The organism is Janthinobacterium sp. GW822-FHT07A03, assembly GCF_058798815.1.
Genome location: NZ_JBXAKW010000005.1, coordinates 26,083 through 43,596, shown reverse-complemented (window position 1 = coordinate 43,596; position 17,514 = coordinate 26,083). Strand labels below are relative to the sequence as shown.

The 17,514-nt window shown below is 63.9% G+C and carries 19 protein-coding genes; 10 read left to right on the top strand and 9 right to left on the bottom strand.

The genetic code is table 11. The features are described 5' to 3' along the window. Position 1: 1 nt before the first annotated feature. From flgL to AC1RJW_RS15015, 4 genes are all read left to right on the top strand, one after another. Positions 2-913: a flagellar hook-associated protein FlgL gene (gene flgL, locus AC1RJW_RS15030; protein ID WP_493045619.1), complete on the top strand. Its 912-nt coding sequence runs from the start codon at positions 2-4 to the stop codon at positions 911-913. A gap of 5 nt (positions 914-918) precedes the next feature. Beyond that, entirely contained in the window at positions 919-1,962 is a 1,044-nt protein-coding gene (locus tag AC1RJW_RS15025) for a hypothetical protein (protein WP_493045618.1), read from the top strand. Between the two features lie 170 nt (positions 1,963-2,132). Then, positions 2,133-3,101 carry an IS1595 family transposase gene (locus tag AC1RJW_RS15020; protein WP_493045617.1) on the top strand — a complete coding sequence of 323 codons (969 nt, stop codon included), beginning with the start codon at positions 2,133-2,135 and terminating at the stop codon, positions 3,099-3,101. Positions 3,102-3,146: 45 nt separating this feature from the next. Next, positions 3,147-4,247: a glycosyltransferase family 9 protein gene (locus AC1RJW_RS15015; protein WP_493045616.1), complete on the top strand. Its 1,101-nt coding sequence runs from the start codon at positions 3,147-3,149 to the stop codon at positions 4,245-4,247. Here AC1RJW_RS15015 and AC1RJW_RS15010 read toward each other — a convergent pair. Continuing rightward, the gene (locus AC1RJW_RS15010) at positions 4,232-6,406 is read right to left on the bottom strand and encodes a putative bifunctional diguanylate cyclase/phosphodiesterase (protein WP_493045615.1); all 2,175 of its coding nucleotides are present in this window, start codon (positions 6,404-6,406) and stop codon (positions 4,232-4,234) included. The genes AC1RJW_RS15015 and AC1RJW_RS15010 overlap by 16 nt on opposite strands. A 117-nt stretch (positions 6,407-6,523) precedes the next feature. Next, positions 6,524-6,982 (bottom strand): hypothetical protein, encoded by a 459-nt coding sequence (locus tag AC1RJW_RS15005; protein ID WP_493045613.1) that lies wholly within the window; start codon positions 6,980-6,982, stop codon positions 6,524-6,526. 194 nt (positions 6,983-7,176) lie between these two features. On the opposite strand from AC1RJW_RS15005, the gene AC1RJW_RS15000 reads away from it, so the two are divergent. Next, positions 7,177-7,644: a PACE efflux transporter gene (locus AC1RJW_RS15000; protein WP_314608180.1), complete on the top strand. Its 468-nt coding sequence runs from the start codon at positions 7,177-7,179 to the stop codon at positions 7,642-7,644. On the opposite strand, the gene AC1RJW_RS14995 is transcribed toward AC1RJW_RS15000, so the two are convergent. After that, positions 7,620-8,501 carry a LysR family transcriptional regulator gene (locus AC1RJW_RS14995; RefSeq protein WP_493045612.1) on the bottom strand — a complete coding sequence of 294 codons (882 nt, stop codon included), beginning with the start codon at positions 8,499-8,501 and terminating at the stop codon, positions 7,620-7,622. The genes AC1RJW_RS15000 and AC1RJW_RS14995 overlap by 25 nt on opposite strands. Positions 8,502-8,588: 87 nt before the next feature. Here AC1RJW_RS14995 and AC1RJW_RS14990 point away from each other — a divergent pair, with 87 nt between their 5' ends. After that, complete coding sequence (locus AC1RJW_RS14990; protein ID WP_475415815.1) at positions 8,589-8,792, top strand: DUF3460 family protein; 204 nt, start codon at positions 8,589-8,591, stop codon at positions 8,790-8,792. Positions 8,793-8,798: 6 nt separating this feature from the next. Here AC1RJW_RS14990 and AC1RJW_RS14985 read toward each other — a convergent pair whose 3' ends face one another. Both AC1RJW_RS14985 and AC1RJW_RS14980 read right to left on the bottom strand, forming a co-directional pair. Beyond that, on the bottom strand, positions 8,799-9,548 hold the full coding sequence (locus tag AC1RJW_RS14985) for a YcbK family protein (protein ID WP_373633025.1): 750 nt from the start codon (positions 9,546-9,548) through the stop codon (positions 8,799-8,801). 99 nt (positions 9,549-9,647) lie between these two features. Then, a complete protein-coding gene (locus tag AC1RJW_RS14980) occupies positions 9,648-10,484 on the bottom strand; it encodes an EAL domain-containing protein (protein WP_493045611.1) in 837 nt (278 codons plus the stop codon). Positions 10,485-10,716: 232 nt separating this feature from the next. Between AC1RJW_RS14980 and AC1RJW_RS14975 the strand changes: the two genes are divergently transcribed. Further along, on the top strand, positions 10,717-11,529 hold the full coding sequence (locus AC1RJW_RS14975; protein ID WP_493045610.1) for a class II glutamine amidotransferase: 813 nt from the start codon (positions 10,717-10,719) through the stop codon (positions 11,527-11,529). Between the two features lie 76 nt (positions 11,530-11,605). On the opposite strand, the gene AC1RJW_RS14970 is transcribed toward AC1RJW_RS14975, so the two are convergent. Further along, positions 11,606-12,136 (bottom strand): GNAT family N-acetyltransferase, encoded by a 531-nt coding sequence (locus AC1RJW_RS14970; RefSeq protein WP_493045609.1) that lies wholly within the window; start codon positions 12,134-12,136, stop codon positions 11,606-11,608. Positions 12,137-12,437: 301 nt separating this feature from the next. Here AC1RJW_RS14970 and AC1RJW_RS14965 point away from each other — a divergent pair, with 301 nt between their 5' ends. After that, positions 12,438-13,493: a sulfate ABC transporter substrate-binding protein gene (locus AC1RJW_RS14965; RefSeq protein WP_326456096.1), complete on the top strand. Its 1,056-nt coding sequence runs from the start codon at positions 12,438-12,440 to the stop codon at positions 13,491-13,493. Between the two features lie 43 nt (positions 13,494-13,536). Here the strand turns inward: AC1RJW_RS14965 and AC1RJW_RS14960 are convergent, their stop codons facing one another. After that, positions 13,537-14,799 carry a helix-turn-helix transcriptional regulator gene (locus AC1RJW_RS14960; protein ID WP_493045608.1) on the bottom strand — a complete coding sequence of 421 codons (1,263 nt, stop codon included), beginning with the start codon at positions 14,797-14,799 and terminating at the stop codon, positions 13,537-13,539. Positions 14,800-14,847: 48 nt separating this feature from the next. Between AC1RJW_RS14960 and AC1RJW_RS14955 the strand changes: the two genes are divergently transcribed. Then, complete coding sequence (locus tag AC1RJW_RS14955; RefSeq protein ID WP_493045607.1) at positions 14,848-16,095, top strand: hypothetical protein; 1,248 nt, start codon at positions 14,848-14,850, stop codon at positions 16,093-16,095. A gap of 17 nt (positions 16,096-16,112) precedes the next feature. Here the strand turns inward: AC1RJW_RS14955 and AC1RJW_RS14950 are convergent, their stop codons facing one another. Then, positions 16,113-16,598 (bottom strand): hypothetical protein, encoded by a 486-nt coding sequence (locus AC1RJW_RS14950; protein WP_493045606.1) that lies wholly within the window; start codon positions 16,596-16,598, stop codon positions 16,113-16,115. A gap of 173 nt (positions 16,599-16,771) precedes the next feature. Here AC1RJW_RS14950 and AC1RJW_RS14945 point away from each other — a divergent pair, with 173 nt between their 5' ends. After that, the gene (locus tag AC1RJW_RS14945) at positions 16,772-16,990 is read left to right on the top strand and encodes a TOBE domain-containing protein (RefSeq protein WP_034757699.1); all 219 of its coding nucleotides are present in this window, start codon (positions 16,772-16,774) and stop codon (positions 16,988-16,990) included. A gap of 53 nt (positions 16,991-17,043) precedes the next feature. On the opposite strand, the gene AC1RJW_RS14940 is transcribed toward AC1RJW_RS14945, so the two are convergent. After that, complete coding sequence (locus tag AC1RJW_RS14940; RefSeq protein WP_493045605.1) at positions 17,044-17,472, bottom strand: DsrE family protein; 429 nt, start codon at positions 17,470-17,472, stop codon at positions 17,044-17,046. Positions 17,473-17,514: the final 42 nt, after the last annotated feature.

Genomic DNA, 17,514 nt, shown 5'->3' with positions numbered 1-17,514 from the left:
CATGCGTGTCGCCAGTAGCCAGTACCAATCGCTGATCAATATTTCGCTTCAGCAAAATCAGGAACGCATCAATTTCCTGACCCAGCAGATGTCTTCGGGCCTGCGCATCCAGCTGCCATCGGACGATCCGATCGGCAACGTGCGCATTTCGCGCCTGACGCGCGAGCAAGCCATGGTCACCCAGTACCAGGATAATATCGCCACGGTCAAAGTGCGCCTGCTGAAGAATGAAAACTACCTGTCGAGCATGGTCACCGACATGGGCCAGGCGCGCGACCTGCTGGTGTGGGCCGCCGACGGCAGCAACACGCCGGGCGACCTGAATGCGATGACGCAATCGCTGACGGCCATGCGCGACAGCGTGCTGTACACGGCCAACCTCAAGGACCAGGAAGGCCGCTACATGTTTTCCGGCACCGCCACCGACCAGCCCGCGATCAAATACGATCCGGCGGCAACCGTCGGCTCGCGCTACAGCTACATCGGCAATACCGACACGCAGACCGTGGTGGTGGGCAATGGCGTGACGCAGGCGGCCAACGTCGACGTGAAGAACCTGGAAGTGTGGCTCAACAAGATCGACCAGGTCGTCGCCACCCTCGGTGCGCCGGGCGTGAACCCCAACGATCCGGCCGTGCGCGCCATCGTCAATGACGGCCTCGGCGGCACCGATGATGGCATGGATTTGCTCTCCGGCAAGATCGCCATCTTCGGCGGCGCGCAAAATATTCTGTCCACCTTGTCCGGCAACCTGGCCAATGTCTCGCTGTCGAACGATTCGGCCCTGCTGGACCTGAAAAAGACCGATATGGGCGCGGCGGCCATCGAACTGACCGGCTACCAGACGGCCCTGCAGGCAACATACAAGGCCTACGCCAAGGTTGGCACCATTTCCCTGTTTGATCTTCTCTGACCATCATGCAAATCGTTCAGACCTCCTCCTCTTCCGGCGTCAATGCCAAAGGCGCCGGCACAGCCCGCGTCGTCGATGACGCGTCCGCCGCCATCAACGGCAGCGCCAGCGCGCGCAGCGAAGCGCCGGCGGCAAAGAGGTCGACGGCGAGCCTGCAGCGTGGCCTGAGCAACTGGGATCACCAGCTGCAGGGGGAGATTTCCAACGCGCAGCAAACACTCGACTACCTGGAACGCAGCAGCAGCCAGCTGCAGGCGCTGAAGAGCGAGCTGGCGGCCAAGCTGGCCGCGCGCCAGGGCCGCGAAGGGCAAGTCGAGGCCAGAGTGCGCCAGTTCAGCAATACCTGGCGCCAGCGCGCCAGCGCCTCGGGCGGCACGCTCGACGCACAGCTCAGCTATACCAGCCCGCAGGCGGCCCAGCAGCAATTCAGCATCCGCGGCCTGACCATGGCCAGCCTGCAGGAAGGCCCGCAGGAAGTGCTGGCGTTTTCCGTCGGCGGCGCGAACCAGGCCTTGCGCTCGGTCAATATCGAGCCTGGCCTGAGCGCGAACGAAATCGTCTCGCGCTTCGACCGCGCACTCATGCCGTCAGGCATCAGCGTCAAGCAGGGCGAGAACGGCGAACTGGTGTTCAGCACGCCGGAAGCGGCCTGGGCCAACGTGCGCGACAGCCTGTCCGTGCGCGGCAGCGGCATCCGCTACCCGACCGGCCAGATGAGCCGCGTGCGCACGGATGCGGAACCGGCCGCCATCGCCCCGGAAGAATGGAATACGGGCGACGTGGAAGCCTTGCGCGCCACCTTGCAGCAGGTGGTGCAGGCGCTGGCGCAACTGCAGGCGGCGCGCAGCTCCGTCAGTCTGGCCCTGGCGCAAGCGACGGGACGGGTCGCCCGCGCGCAACCGGTGCAGGTGAACGTCAGCATGGATACCCTGGCGGAAAACTTCACGCAAAAGGCCAGCGAGCCCGGCTATGAATCGCTGCTGGCGATCAGCTCGGCATTGGTCGGCATCAGCCGCGAGCGCGTCGTCGCCCTGCTGGGCCTGGAATAAGCGCTCTTCGCCCGTGCGCCGCCCTGGCGCACGCGGCAATAATGGGGTACGCCCCCTGGCTCAGGACGCTGGAAATCCGTAGGCTCTGTCCCCGGCAAATAGGGGAACTCAAGGAATCTTCCCCAGCCCCGGCTGTCTGACGGTACCTATCAGACAAACGGGAGCCTCCCATGCAGCCAGCCGAATGGAAAACCTTCATCGCCCAGTTTGCCGCACTGAGCCGTCGCCAGCGCCTGGCAAGCACTGCTCTGCTGCGCGGGGCCGGATCGCAGAACGCCGCCGTGGCACTGGTCGAAAGCGTGGCCCGGCAGCGGCTACATTGTCCCGCCTGCAACAGCAGCCATGCGCACCGGCACGGTCATGCGCACGGACTGCAGCGCTACCGCTGCGTGCCGTGCGGGCGCACCTTCAATGCGCTCACCGGCACGCCGCTGGCGCGCTTGCGCCACAAGACCTTATGGCTAGCCTACGCCGGCTGCCTGCTCGAGTCGGCTTCCGTGCGCAAGGCAGCAAGCCAGCTGGGCGTGCACCGCAACACCGCCTTTCGCTGGCGCCACCGGTTTTTAAGCCTGGCCAGGACGGACCGGCCCCATTGCCTGCATGGCATCGCCGAAGCGGACGAGCTGTATGTGCTGGAGTCAGAAAAGGGCGCGCGGCATCTGACGCGTCCGGCGCGCCGCCGTGGCGGCCATGCCCACAGGCGCGGCATTTCCAGTGAACAAGTCTGCATCCTGGTGGCGCGCGACCGCACGGGACAAACCCTCGATTTCGTCGCGGGAAAAGGGGCGCTGACCAAGGCGCAGCTGCATGCTTGCCTGCCACCCGTGATCGACAAGGACGTCTTGCTGATGACCGACGGCCACGCTGCCTATCGCGCCTTCGCGCGTGAAGCGGGCATCAGTCACCAGGCCGTCAACTTGCGTGCCGGCATCCGCGTGCAGGGCGCCGCCCACGTGCAGAACGTCAACGCGTATCACGGCCGCTTGCGCGGCTGGCTGCGCATCTTCCATGGCGTGGCCAGCCGTTATCTGCCGAATTACCTGGGATGGCGCTGGATACTGGACGCCGGGCGCATCCGCTCCCCAGAAACATTATTGAAGGCAACACTGGGCGAGTTCCCACATTTGACGGTGACATAGCCAATCCGTAAGATGCTGCTGTCGCCATCCACTTCCGGAGTTTCCTTGATAAAAACCGCCGCCCGGCTGATCAGTTATGCCCTGCTGGGCAAATCCGGCAAGCAGCCCCTCGATATCGCCAAGGTGCGCAAGGTATTGATTTTGCGCAATGACAAGATCGGCGACATGATCGTCACCTCGGCCCTGCTGCGCGAGCTGAAGAAAAACTACCCGCACTGGCAGATCGACGTGGCCGCCAGCAGCGCCAACCGCGATGTCATCGCCGATAACCCGCATGTGAACGAGATCCTGATCTGGGACAAGCAGCCGCTGCTGCGCGACTTGCGCACCACCATCGCCGACCTGCGCCGGCGCCGCTACGACGTCATCTTCAACCCCTACAACCGCTTTTCGATTCCCTTGCTGCTGCGTATCAAATGGCTGGGTGCGCGCTATTTGACGGGCTTTGCCATTCCCAAGTACGGCACCTCGACGGCGAAGCTGGGCATGTTCGACCATACGGTACCCTGCGACCGCAGCCGCCACATCCTGCACAGCTTTTTCGCCACCTTCGAACAATTTGGCTTGCGCGACATCGATACGCGCTATGAACTGTTCGGCGTGGATGCGCACGCGGCCAGGGTCGACGCCGCCTGCGACACCCTGCTGCGCACGCATGAGGGCTTGTTCTGCCTCAATTTCCAGGGCAGCAATGCGCAGCGCACGGTCAGCGTGGCCGACGCCCAGCGCTGCTGCGCCGCCCTGGCCGCACGCTATCCGCGCCATGCGCTGCTGGTGATCGCCGCGCCGGGCACGGAGGCGCGCGCCGCCGAGATCGTGCGCGGCGCCGGCCATGCCAACGTGATGAGCGCGCCCCCCACCGGCCACATCCTGGAGCTGGCGGCCCTGATCCGCCGCTGCGAACTGGTGCTGTCGCCCGATACGTCGGTGATCCACATCGCCTCGGCGTACGACAAGAAAATCGTCGGCTACTACATCCGCACCGACAACTACCGCTGGTTCTATCCGGCCAGCCGCCATTACCGCGTCATCCTGGCGCCGGGCCTGACCCTGGCCTCGGTCAGCGCCGCCGAGACGCTGGCCGCCGTGGAAGAGCTGATGGAGGGCGACGGTCAGGCGCAGGAGACGCTTCAGGCCGCCGGCTGAGACGCCAGCAGGCGGTCCATCTGTCCCGCCGGCAGCGCGCGCGAAAAGAAATACCCCTGTGCATAGTCGCAGCCGGCAGCGCGCAGCAGATCGCGCTGCGACGCCGTCTCCACGCCTTCGGCCACGACTTTCAGCCCCAGCCGCTGCGCCAGCGCAATGATCGCCTCGCACAGGCCCTGCCCGGCGCCATCGCGTCCCAGTTCGCCGACCAGGGAACGGTCAATCTTGAGAAAGTCGATATCGGCCTTCTTGATGCACGCGAGCGACACCTGGCCGCTGCCGAAATCGTCGAGCGCCAACGCCAGGCCCATGGCGCGGAACTGGCGCAGGCGGTCGACCACCTGGCGCGCCTCGTCGAGCAGCACCGCTTCCGTGGTTTCGATGACGATGGCGCCCGGCGCCAGCCCCTGGCGCGCCAGATGCCCGCCCCAGTCCTGGTACAGCGCGGCGTCGCAGCGAAATTCCATCGCCGACTTGTTGATGCTGATCTGGAATGCGGCGCCATGCTCATCCTGCCACAGCCGCGCCTGGCGCACGACCTGGCGAAACACCCACTCGCCGATATCGATGATCAGGCCGTTCGCCTCGGCAAAGGCGATGAAATCGGCAGGCACCAGCAAGCCGCGCAGCGGATGGCGCCAGCGCAGCAGCGCCTCGGCCCGCTCGATGGCGCCATCGCGCAGGCGGATGATGGGCTGGTAATGCACTTCGAACTGGTCCTGCGCCAGCGCCAGGCGCATCTCGCGCACCGTGTTGCGGCGCAATTCGGCCGCCTGCTGCAAGGCGGGCGTGAAATAGCTGTAGCCATTGCGCCCCGCACTCTTGGCCGCGTACATGGCTTGGTCGGCATGCCGCAGCAAGGTGTCCGGCGCCTCGGCGTCGGCCGGATACAGGGCTACGCCCACGCTGGCCGACACTTGCGCCGTGTCGCCGTCGAGCATGAAAGGCAGGGCCAGCGCGGCCGTCAGCTCCTGCAGCACGCGCTCGATGCCGCCCAGCTGCCCCACGCCGGCCAGGATGACGGTAAATTCGTCGCCGCCCAGGCGCGCCACCGTATCCGTGGCGCGCACGCGCTCGCTGATGCGGCGCGCCGCCTGGCGCAGCAGCATGTCGCCCTTCTCGTGGCCAAGGCGGTCATTCACCTGCTTGAAATGGTCGAGGTCGATGAACAGCAGGGCCAGGCAAGCGCCTTCGCGTTTGGCATGGGCCGCCTCGTGCTGCAAGCGGTCGAGAAACATGTGGCGGTTCGGCAAGCCCGTCAGCTGGTCAAAATTGGCTTGCCGCCAGATGCGCTCGGACGCCGCGCGCTGCGCCGTGATGTCGCTGACCAGCGCCAGCGCGCCCAGGTAGGTGCCGGCGGAGTCGAAGATGGGATTCGTGGCCAGGGTGGCCCACAGGGTGCTGCCGTCACGCCGCAGGAACTTGAATTCGTGGCGCTCGACGATGCCGTCCTGGCGCCGCGCAATGTTGCGCTCCAGGATGGCGCGCCCCTCCTCATCCATGAAGGCGGCCAGCGGCTGGCCCAGCATATCCTCGATCTGGCAATCGAGCATCTGCGCCATCTTCGGATTGACAAAGCTGGTCAGCGCCTGCGCATCGATTTCCCAGATACCCTCCTCGGCACTGTGCACGATGCGCCGGAAACGCTCTTCGCTGCGTTCCAGCGCGGCCAGCTTGCCCTCGGCCTGCTCCAGCACCAGGCGCAGCGCCTGGCCATTCGGGTCGGCGCTGCCCAGCAGGCTGACGGGCAAGCAAGCCTCGCGCGCGCCGGGACGCGGCGGCGGCAGCTGCACCTGCAGCTGGATGCGCTCGGGCTCGCTGCTATTGAGCACGCGCTGCACGAACTGCTCGTAATCGTGGCGGAACGCCTCGTGCACATAGGAACGGAACAGCACGTGGCCAGGACGCCCGCGCGCCAGGCCGAACAGTTCGGCCGCCACCAGGTTGACCTGCAGGATCACGCCATCGAGACCGAGCACGAAATAGGCAACGGGCGCCAGCAGATATAAATCGTTGAAATAGGCTTGCTCGCGTTCGGCCTTCATCCGTTCCGGACTGAAGACGCCATCGTCAAGCAGGGGCGCGACATGGCGCGGCACGCCGTCGTGGACGCGCGGGGAGGAATCCGGAGCAGGTACCGCTTGCGGTGGTGTGTCCATGGCTGTCCTTTGCACCGCCGCCCTGGCAAACAGGTGGGTGCAGTAGCGAGACTAGCACGCGTCACGCGCAGTGTCGAGCCATGCCTGCCGCAGATAACTTTTCTGCAACAAGGCCGGTCAGCGGCCCTGCCCCATGCCGCGCCGGCGCAAGCCGAAATCATGGCCCACCACCAGCAAGGTGCTGGCCACCAGGCTGGACAGGCCCACGATCAGCTGGATCAGCTTATCGTCAGGTAATATCCACAAGGACGAAGCGGGCGTCTCGCAACCCGTGGCCGCGCTGATCAGGGGAGAAACCCAGGCCGCGTCCGGCGTCACGTCGAGCACGACGGCGCCGTCGGCGCTCGTCTGCATATAGATATCGCCCCCTTCGGCCAGGGTAAAGCAGATACCCACGCCCGTTTCCGTGGCGCGGATATTGTCCTGCATGCTACGGTTATGTTCCTCGATCCACACTTCCACGTCGTACGGCGTTTCCAGGTGCTCCCACGGACGGGGGCGGAAACGGGGACGTTCGTCCGCGCTGGCGGGGGAATCCGGGATGTCGGGGATGTTGCTGTCTGCTGCGCCTTGCATGCTCGTTGACCTTTTCTGCGGTGATGTTCTGCGGTGATGCAGGCGAGCGTTTGCCCGCCAGCCGCCATTATCCCTCGTTCGCAGGCAATATGCGATTACGCGCATCAATCAATCAGAAAAACTGACAGCTATTAACTTTTAACATCAGCATGACTGACTTAAAATACGCGCCATCTCTTCTTTACAGGTTTTACATGCAAGGCATCAAACGCAAAATCGTCTACGTCACCGCCTTTGAAATCATCGGCATGGCCATTTCCACGGCCTGGCTGACCCTGCTTTCGGGCGAGTCGCCCACCAGCACGGGCCCGCTGGCGATCATGATCACCACCATCGCCGTGATCTGGAACCTGCTCTACAACACGGCGTTCGAATACTGGGAAATCCGCCAGGTATCGCGCACGCGCACCGTCTGGCGCCGCATCCTGCATGCGATCGGCTTCCAGATCACGCTCGTCATCTACCTGATCCCGCTGATCGCCTGGTGGCTCGATATCAGCCTGTGGCAAGCCTTCGTGCTGGACTTCGCGCTGATGCTGATCATCCCCTGCTACAGCTTCATCTTCAACTACTTCTTCGACGGCCTGTTCGGCGTGCCCCTGTCGGCGCAGCAGCCCAAGGAAGAGCCCAGCGACGTTCAAGCCGCTTCGCTGAGCAACTGAAGAAAGGACCGCGCCGCCATGCCCAGCGGCCGGTCCTTCATCCATACCAGGTGGATGGGCACGACCAGGCCATTGCCCGTATTCTTGAACGCCACGCGGCGCACCCGCCCCGCCGCCAGAGAATGGGCGATGGCCGAGGCGGCAAAGTTGCCCCAGCCCAATCCCGCCTCCACCATCGCCAGCGCCATCGGCAAACTGTCCGTGCGCCAGTACGACAGCCCCACCACGGGGCGCGCATCGGCCAGGTCGAGTTCGCGGCTGGCGACGATGATCTGGCGCAAATTCACCAATTCCTCGATATACAGGGGCCGCCCCGCCACGTCGGGCGGATGCTGGGTGGAGATAATCGCCAGCAAGGCATCGCTGCCCACCAGCTGGAACTGTTCCTCGTGATTGATGCGCCCGCCGGCAAAGGCCATGCAGGCGCTGATGCGGCCCCGGTGCAGCATGTCGAGCACATCGTCCTGCGGCGCCGTCAACACTTCGATGTCGAGCAGCGGATGGCGCTGCGACAGCGCGCGCACGGCGGCGAGAAAAGGCGCATGGTCGAGTTCGGCCGCGATACCCAGCGAAATACGGCTTTCCAGCCCCTGCGACAATTCCTGCACGTGCAGGTGCAACTGCTTCAACTGCTCGGCAATCAGACGCGCGTGGGGCAGCAGCGCCATCGCGGCCGGCGTGGGCACGGCTTCGCGCGCGCCCCGGTCGAACAGGGCGATGCCCAGTTCCGCCTCGATATTGGCCATCGCCATGCTGACGGCGGACGGCGCCCGGCGCAAGGCGCGCGCGGCGGCCGAGAACGAGCCGCCGTCGACGACGGCCAGGAACAGTTCGATGTTATGGCTGGACAGTTTCATGGGAAGGGGGAATGGGAAGCTGGAAACGGGCGACGCGTTCCTGCCGCCGGCGATAGAATGGCAGAAATCTCGATAGCAGGAGGGGCCATGACTCGTCCACTTCCCTACCGCCGCGGCGGCTATGTCTCGGAGTTTACCCGCTTTATCGACGGCTATCTGCGCGAACATCCCGAAGCGCAAACCAGCCAGCGCCTGGGCTGGCGCATTTACTGGGAACGCCCCGTGAATTTCGATGAATGGCGGCGCACCAGCACCGATAGCGTGCCGGAGCCGCCGTATCACTACGATTAGAAAGCCTCAGCCTTTCCAGACGCGCTGCAATCCTGTATCCGCATGGATCCAGCCGCCACGGGGTCCCGAGCGGTAATAGAAGCCCACGCCGCCCTGCTTGAAGCTGCGCACGAGCGAACCGAGCACTTCCGCGTTCAGATTCGCCACGCGGATGTCGGCGGCACGTCCCGAGATATGCAGCGACTGGCGCGCGGCCGGCACGCCCGCTTCGCGCAGCTTGCCATTCGATTCGGCCGTGCGGTAGCCCGACAGGATTTCCAGCGGCTGCTCGATGCCGTAGCGGGCCACGAACGCTTGCGTGCCCCACAGGGTTTCCAGCAGTTTCGGGTCGATGGGCGCCGTCTTCTTGCCGTTCACGTCGCGCAGCAAGTGGCACAGTTCCTGGTAGGCCGAATCGATGACTTCGCCATCTTTCCAGTACAGCAGTTTCGCCTTTTCATTGCTGGCCGGACGCACCACTTCCAGGGTGCGGGGCTTGAGCCAGAATTCCAGGTCCAGCGCCTGCGCATCGAAGATATCGGGAGGCGGTTCCATCTCCGTGATGGCCTGGCGCGACTGCGAGGTGATCGAGCGGTCGACGCTGGCCAGCTGCGTCGGCTGGGGCGGCACTCCCGTGCGCGGCGCGCGCGGCTTGGCGCTGGCCGAAGCCGAGGCGGGAGCGGCCGTGCGCGAGGCGCAGCCGATGAGAGGGGTGGCTACCAGGCCCAGCGCGGCCAGGCCCATACCGTGATGTAGAAAATTTCTGCGCGATGCCATAGTCAGTCCAATTTAACGATGGGAATACTATAGCGTATTGTGCTGCGAAGAAAAACCCTCAATGCCTATCGTGTCACCCTCATTTCAGCATTGGACGCCCTAGGCGGCGGCCGTGCTGGCCGCGACCTCCTGCTTTGCCAGCGCCAGCGCCGTCAGGGGCTTGTCCAATAAATATCCCTGGGCGACGATGGGCAAGCCCGTGATGGCGGCGACGCGCTGCAGCGCGGCCAGCGCGGCCGGCGTGTCGAGGCGCTTGAAGATGACGCGGATCTTCGCCGCATGGCATACGGTGACGAAGCCGGCGACGGCTTGCTCGTCGCTGAGGTTGCCCGCGTCGAGCTTGAACGCATGCGGGTGCAAACGCTCCAGCATGCCCGTGGCCTCGTGCACGCTGGCCACGTTGATGGCCAGGCGGAAACCGTTGCGCCGGTAATTGTCGGCCACGTAATTGAGCAGCCAGCCCTGGTTCGGCGTCACCGCCGGCAATTGCAGCACGATGCGCTCGATGGGCAAGCCCAGCGCGTCGAGGATGCGCTGGAAGGCGTGGCCGTGATTGCTGCTGACGGCACTCAGCAGGCGGTCATGCACGTTCAGGTACAGGTCGGACTGCTCCGCTTCGCTCTGGCGGAAGAAATTTATGGCGTGCAACATGCGGCACAAGCGGTCCAGCTCCACCGATTCATCGTCGCTGGCCGCGTGATCGAGCAAGCGCCACAGCGACAAGCCCTCGTCCGCCTTCGACACGCTGCGCGCCAGCCCCTCGAACGCGACCAGCTTGCCGCTGTCGAGTTCGCGCAGCGGCTGGAAGGCGCTCGTCATGGTGCAATTGAAAAAGCGCCCCAGCGCCCTGCCCTCCCCGTCGAGCCAGACGCTGGTGCCGGCCTGGGTTTGATGCGACAGGCGGGCCAGGTAGTTTTTCAGGACGGGAAATGGCATACATGCTCCTTCATCGGGCTGCGCCGGCATCCCGCATGGGGACGATGGCGCCAAAGTGTGCAGAGTAAGGCAGCATCAACCAAAGGAGAACGAATGGTTTCGCCATTTGATATGCAGCCAGCACATAAGGCATGCGGCGGCCAGCGCATAACGATAGTCGGAAACATTCGTTCCAGCGGCCCGCCCCGGCCTTTACTGTGGGCGGGTACCGATACCATCAGGAAGGGCCGCCATGTGCCAGTTACTCGCAATGAACAGCAGCAAGCCGGCCGCGCTGGGATTTTCCTTTGCCGGCTTCGCCGAGCGGGGCGGCCGCACGGACGAGCACCGCGACGGCTGGGGCATCGCCTATCATTCCAGTAGCGGCTGCACCTTGCTGACGGATCACCTGGCGGCCATCGATTCGCCGCTGGCCGCCACGGTGCAGCAGCATCCCGTGAAGGCGAAAAACATCGTCGCGCACATCCGCAAGGCCACGCAGGGCCGCATCGCGCCGGAAAACACCCACCCGTTCGCCCGCGAGCTGTGGGGCAAGACCTGGTCCTTCGCCCACAATGGCGACCTCAAAACCTGGCGCGCGCCCGCCAATGCCCACTACCAGGCGAGCGGCGACACGGACAGCGAACAGGCGTTCTGCCACCTGCTGGCCCGCTTGCGCGCGCAGTTTCCCGCCGGTGAGCCCACGCGCGCCGCCCTGCGCGCCGCCATCGCCGAGGTCGCCAAGGACATCGCCGCGCACGGCACCTTCAATTTCATCCTGTCGGACGGCGAACTGCTGTTTGCCCACTGTTCCACGCATCTGCACTATGTGATCCGCGAATACCCGTTTTCCGTGGCGCAGCTGATCGACTGCGAGCGCAGCATCGATTTTCGCCAGCACAACCATCTGGACGACCGCATCGCCGTCATCGCCACGCATCCGCTGACGCAGAACGAAGACTGGCTGGCGTTCGCGCCCGGCGAACTGAAACTGTTTGCGAACGGCACCTTGCTGCAGGCGAGCGATGGCGCGCCGCAAGGCGTGTATATCCAGATCAGTTACTGAAGGGAAATTAAAGGGAAATCGTCAAGGGAGGGAAAGGCCCGCCGCCGGATGGGCGGGCTGAAGTGCTGGCGGGCCGTCAGGCCGAATTGCAGTTGCAAAAGCGCTTGCGCTTGGGGTCGCCGCTGGCGATACCCGCGGGATCAATCTGTTTCCAGCAAAAAATTGTTTCCACGCCATACGGCGAACGCACATTCCCCGCCTCGATATAGCCCTGCTTGACGAAAAAGGCCTGGCTGCTGGCCGTGCTGTGCAGTTGCAGGGCCTTGATGCCCCACTCGCGCGCCTGCGCTTCCAGCTGCTCCACCAGCGCCTTGCCGGCGCCGCGGCCTTGCGCCTCGGGCAGCAGGTAGCACAGGGCCAGCTTGCCGGCGCGCGTCAGCAAGCCGACGCCGACGACGGCGCCATGCTCGACTGCGACCAGCGAAAAATTAGTAGGCGACGCGAACCAGCACGCCACCATCTGCGGTGTTTTATTGCCCAGCCAGGCTTCCAGGATGGCCGGATCGTCCCGATGATCGAGGCTGCAGCATTCGACGATGGAGCGTCGTAATACGTTGCACGCCTCGAAAGCGTCGGTCGATGTTGCAATACGAATTTCAAGACTCATGTACGCTCACAAAATATTCCAGTTGCCGATGCAGACGGTTTTACCCCTGTATCGCGCGATTCGACTATACACCAAGCGGCGCAATCGGGTTTTTTGCCGCACGCCACGCGCTGATTTTGCCTATGACGCCATGCTTGCAGACTAAGTGCTGATGCGCGCCTTGCCCACGAATGTTTCCAAAAAACGATATCTGTTTTTTAGCGCAAACGGGAATCGGATCTAAGCATATTACGAAAAATTCGTTTCTTTTCCGGCCGGAATTTTAGACTATGTCTGTCTATTCTCACAACAAGAGTTCAACATGACCCATTCCAACGCCGTATCGACTGCCGCAGCGACACTCACCCAACGCTCGCGCCGCTGGTTCCTGGCCAGCGCCCTGGCCGCTTCCGCTGCCGCCATGAGCCTGCCCATGAGCGTGTCCGCCGCCGAACCCGTGGTCTTGCTGAACGCCTCCTACGACGTGATGCGCGAACTGTTCAAGGATGTGAATCCCGCGTTTATTGCTGACTGGAAAGCCAAAACGGGCGAAACCATTACCATCAAGCAATCGCACGGCGGCTCGAGCAAGCAGGCGCGCTCCGTCGCCGACGGCCTGGAAGCGTCCGTCGTGACCATGAACCAGGCCAACGACATCGACATCCTCGTCGACCGCGGTCTGGTGGTGGCCGACTGGGCCAAGAAATTCCCGAACAATGCGGCGCCGTTCTATTCCACCATGGTATATCTGGTGCGCAAAGGCAACCCGAAACACATCAAGGATTGGGACGATCTGGCCAAGCCCGGCATCAAGGTCATCGTGCCGAACCCGAAAACCTCGGGCAACGGCCGCTACACCTACCTGGCAGCCTGGGGCTATGCCGTGAAAAAAGGCGGCAGCGAAGCGCAGGCGCGCGACCTGGTAGCCAAGCTGTTCAAGAACGTGCCCGTGCTCGACGGCGGCGGCCGCGGCGCCACCACCACCTTCACGCAACGCGAAATCGGCGACGTGCTGGTGACGTTTGAAAACGAAGTGCAGCTGGTGCGCGCCGAATTCGGCGACAACTTCGAAGTGGTGTATCCAAGCATCTCCATCCTGGCCGAGTCGCCCGTGGCCGTCGTCGACAAGGTGGTCGACCGCCGCGGCATCCGCAAGGAAGCCACGGCCTACCTGCAATACCTGTACTCGGAACCGGGCCAGGAACTGGTCGCCAAGCATTATCTGCGCCCCCGTTCGGCCGCGGTAGCGAAGAAATACGCGGCCAGCTTCAAGCCGATCACCCTGTTCACCATCGATGAGGTGTTTGGCGGCTGGAAACAGGCACAAAAGAAACACTTTGACGATGGCGGCGAGTTCGACAAGATTTATCAGAAGTAATCTGATCTGCATCAACACAAAACCGGGACTTGTCCCGGTTTTTTTATGGCGGTGCGCCAGCGTCCCACTCCAGCGCGCTGAACAGGCTGGCGATCTCGCTGCTGCGGCGCGTGCCTGTCTTGGCCAGGATGGCCTGGATCTGGCTGCGCACGGTGCTGATGCGCACGCCCTTGCGCTGCGCGTATTCGGCAGGCTCCATGCCATCCGCCAGCGCCAGCGCCAGCGACCACTCGGCGCCCGTCAAGCCGCATGGCCGCTCGAGCGCCCCGGGCCAATGCCGCCCTGCCCGGAACAGGGGCCGCAAGGACAGCATGGCCAGGCCGGCGCCCTCCCCGCCGGCCTGGCCTATGCGCAAGGGCAAGGGCAGGATGCCAATTTCCAGCGCCGGACGGCCATCCTCATCGCTCGCATACAAGGGGGCTGGACGGTGGCACGCCAGCCCGGCACACGCTTGCCGCACGCGCTGCGCCAGTTGCTGTTGCAGCTGGCTCATGCGCACAGCCACGTTACCGCCATGCAAGGTGATCACGGAGGCGAGCGGCGACGTGGCCCCCAGCAGCCGCTGCGCCGCCAGGTTCATGAAAACCAGCCGCAGGCAGGCATCGGCCAGCAAGATGGCGCGCGGCAAGGCATCGAGCGCTTCCCAAGCCAGCGCGCCATGCGCCTGGGCTTGCTGTGCCGTATCGCGCAGGCGAAACACATTCGGCAGATGGTCGAGCACGCGCTGCAGCTGACCGCGCGTGTTCCGGTCATAGGGGCCCTGGCCCGCTGCACGGTGCGCGGACAGGATGGTCAGCGCACCGTTGTCCCGCACGACGCCGCTGCATGAATAACGCACGCCCGCGCGCAAATAGAAATCCTGGAAATACTCGCTGCGCGCCACGGCCTGCTCGCTGAAATAATCTTGCATCAGATGCATGCGCCCGGGCGGCGCGCGCGTGAGAATCGCATAACCGGGATCGAGCGCATGGTAGTAGCGCCGGTAGCCATCCTCCCAGGCCCCCTGGTCCAGTCCGGTGACATGGCCGCGCGAGGGTACCGCGCCCGTTTCCGCTTTCAGGAAACAGCAGGCCACCTCACCGCCCGCCAGGCGGGAAAACGCGCGCATGGCCACGCTCCACTGCAGCGGTTCCAATGCCGCCCGGTAAAAGGCGGCAATGACGGGATCGGCGCCGTCCTTGTCCATCGCGTCCCTTGCCTGTAATTGCCCCGCCCCTGTAAAAACTGGCGCCGCATCCTTCACATGAAGGATGCGCGGCACCGGTCCGGCAAGCACCATGGCATCGACGGCTGCCGCCATGCGCATGCCATCGCCAGTGTTTTTCCGACTTCGCCCTCATCAAGGAGCAGCATCATGCATACAATTGATACCGGTCGCAACACTCTCCACCTGGTCCGCGCAGGCAACAAGCCCTTGCGCCTGGCCGCGAGCGCTTCACTCCTGCTGGCGCTGTCCGCATGCGCCAACCTGCACACCATCCACCGCTCGACCGACTTGCCAGACGATGGCAAGGCCATCCACCTCGATGCGGCCCAGCGCGTGATTCATGTCACGAAAGACGGCAAGGCCTGTGCCGAGCCAACGCCGGACGCCCTGCAGTCGTACGCGTCCGCATTCGGCAGCGCGCTCAACGCGGGCGCCGATGGCGCCTCGTTCTCCAATGCGCTGCGCGCCAATGCCGCCAGCGTGGGGCTGCACTCGCAAAGCATCACGCTGATGCGCCAGCATCTGTTCAACATCTGCGAATATGCGCAAAACAAGTGGCTCAACGATGCTGACGTCATGCTGCTGATGGAACGTTCGCAAGACCTCACCCTGGGCATATTGGCCATCGAGCAACTGACTGGCGCCGTGGTGGCGCGCCAGTCCTTGCCCGAAGACAACACCGACGTGGCTGCCGCGGCAAAACAGCGCCTGCAGGCTTCGCAAGACGCCCTGGCAACGCAAGCCAGACTCGACCTGGCAATCAAGAAAGAACAAGCCTTGCAAGCCGATGCCGCTGCCCAGATCAAGCCAGCTACCCTGGCCGCCGGTGACAAGGAAGCCGTCCTGCTTAAGACAGCGCAGGAAAGCACAAGTTCTGACAACGGCACGGATGGCAAGACCGGCAAGGCACAGGCCGGCTCCAGCGCGGCGCTGGCGCAGGCGCGCGCCGAACGGACCGAGCTCGAAGCCCAGCTGGCCGAGCAGCTGGCGCAAAGCCAGTCCGGCGCCAGCGGCCGAAGCGGCATGGCGACACCGCTGCATGCCAGCAACATCAATGACAAAACGGCGGCGCACCTGGCCAGAGCCGGCACCGAGATCGTCAACATGATCTTGAACAAGGGCTATTTGACGGATATGTGCATCACTTTCATCAACCATCCGAAGAAGTACGTGGAAATGTGGGAGCACTACAAGGAAGTGATGAACCAATGCAAGGAGGTCCTGACGGCAGACCTGCGCCCCGGCACGACGCGTCCATACAGCATCACCTTCGACATCAAGGATGGCCCGGCGCACTTGCCTGACGCCGCCGACGGGAGCGTCGTCATGCCAATGACAAGCAAGCCGAAGGGCAACACGGCGCCTTCCGCCAGCAGCAAGCCCGCAGGGGAATAGGCGTGGCCGGCGCAACCTTACTGTTTCGTCAGCAGCAGCTTGAATTGCGGTACCCAGCGCCCGTCCACCAGCATCTCGCTGGCCGCCTCATAGGCATTTCCCGATGGCGTCCAGCGCACGCGGTACGTCAGCGCCTTGCCGCTGGCGCTCACGTACTGCGTGGCGGGAAAGTCGAGGCCGCCTTCCGCCGGCAGCATCGTGCCGCGGCTATGGCCGCCGCTGTTTTCTAGATACAGGAACGCCACCTTGCCTGCGGCGGGATCGTGGTAATACGTGGTTTCGCCCACGTAATCGGGCTTGCCGGGACTGCGCACCGTGTGTACGTCGCGCAGCATCTGGCCGCCGTACAGCCACTGGAAACAGTGCTCATCCGTTTGCTTGCCACCAGGAAATTCGCCCTTCCAGCAATGCCCGGCCAGGAAGGCCATCGGTTGCAGCGCCGCGATGGGGTCCGCCAGCACGGCAAATGAGGGCAACAGCAGCAGCAAGGGCAATGGGCGCATGGCAAACCTCCAGGTCAATGCAAACGAGTATAGGCGAATAATATGCTTGCAACAGCGGATTCGCACACTTTGCGCATATCGATATGCGCATCGATTCGTGGTCAAAAGCGTGCGCGCGCCGTACTCTGGCCCTGTCGCGCCGCACGGCGTATTACGGGCACAAAGGAAATATCATGGCTATCTCGGAAGTGAATGTACGCAACCAGTTTCGCGGCAAGATCAAGGAAATCATCTTTGGCCCCGTCGTGTCCGAAGTGGACGTGGAAACGCCGCACGGCATCGTCACCTCGGTGATCACCTCGCGCTCGATCAAGGACCTGGACCTGAAAGTGGGCAGCGAAGTCATCGCGCTGGTGAAATCGACGGAAGTGTCGATCGCCAAGATCCAGTAAGCGTTGCCCAGCCACTCACGCCGCGCCCTTGCCATCCGGCGGCGGCGCGTGCGTCAGGGCTTGATATACACATAGCCTTCCTGCCACTGCAAGCGGCTCAGCTCGGCCACGCCCGACGGCACGATGACGGCTTCGGGCAGCACGCGCTGGCGGTCGATGTTGCGCCCTTGCAAGGTGTTATTGCAGACGCGAAAGCTCACGCCCCGCTGGACGAGCTCGCGCACCACCACGCCATACGGCGCGCCGCTCTTGTCGACGGCGCCGTCGAGCAGAAAATCGATGCCGGGGCCATGCGCGACGAGCACGATGGTGGCTTTGGGGCTGACGTCCAGGTGGTTGCGGATATTTTTCAGCGCAGCCGTGGCATTGCTGGCGTCATTGACGTGGTACACCACCTTTTCCTCCTTCTGCGCGGCCGTGGCGGCGGTGCAGGAGAGCAAGGCGAGGAGGATGGCGGTGAACCAGCGGCGCAAGATTGTCATGAGATGTCCATTTCAGTGGCAGATTAAAAACATTGCCATCAT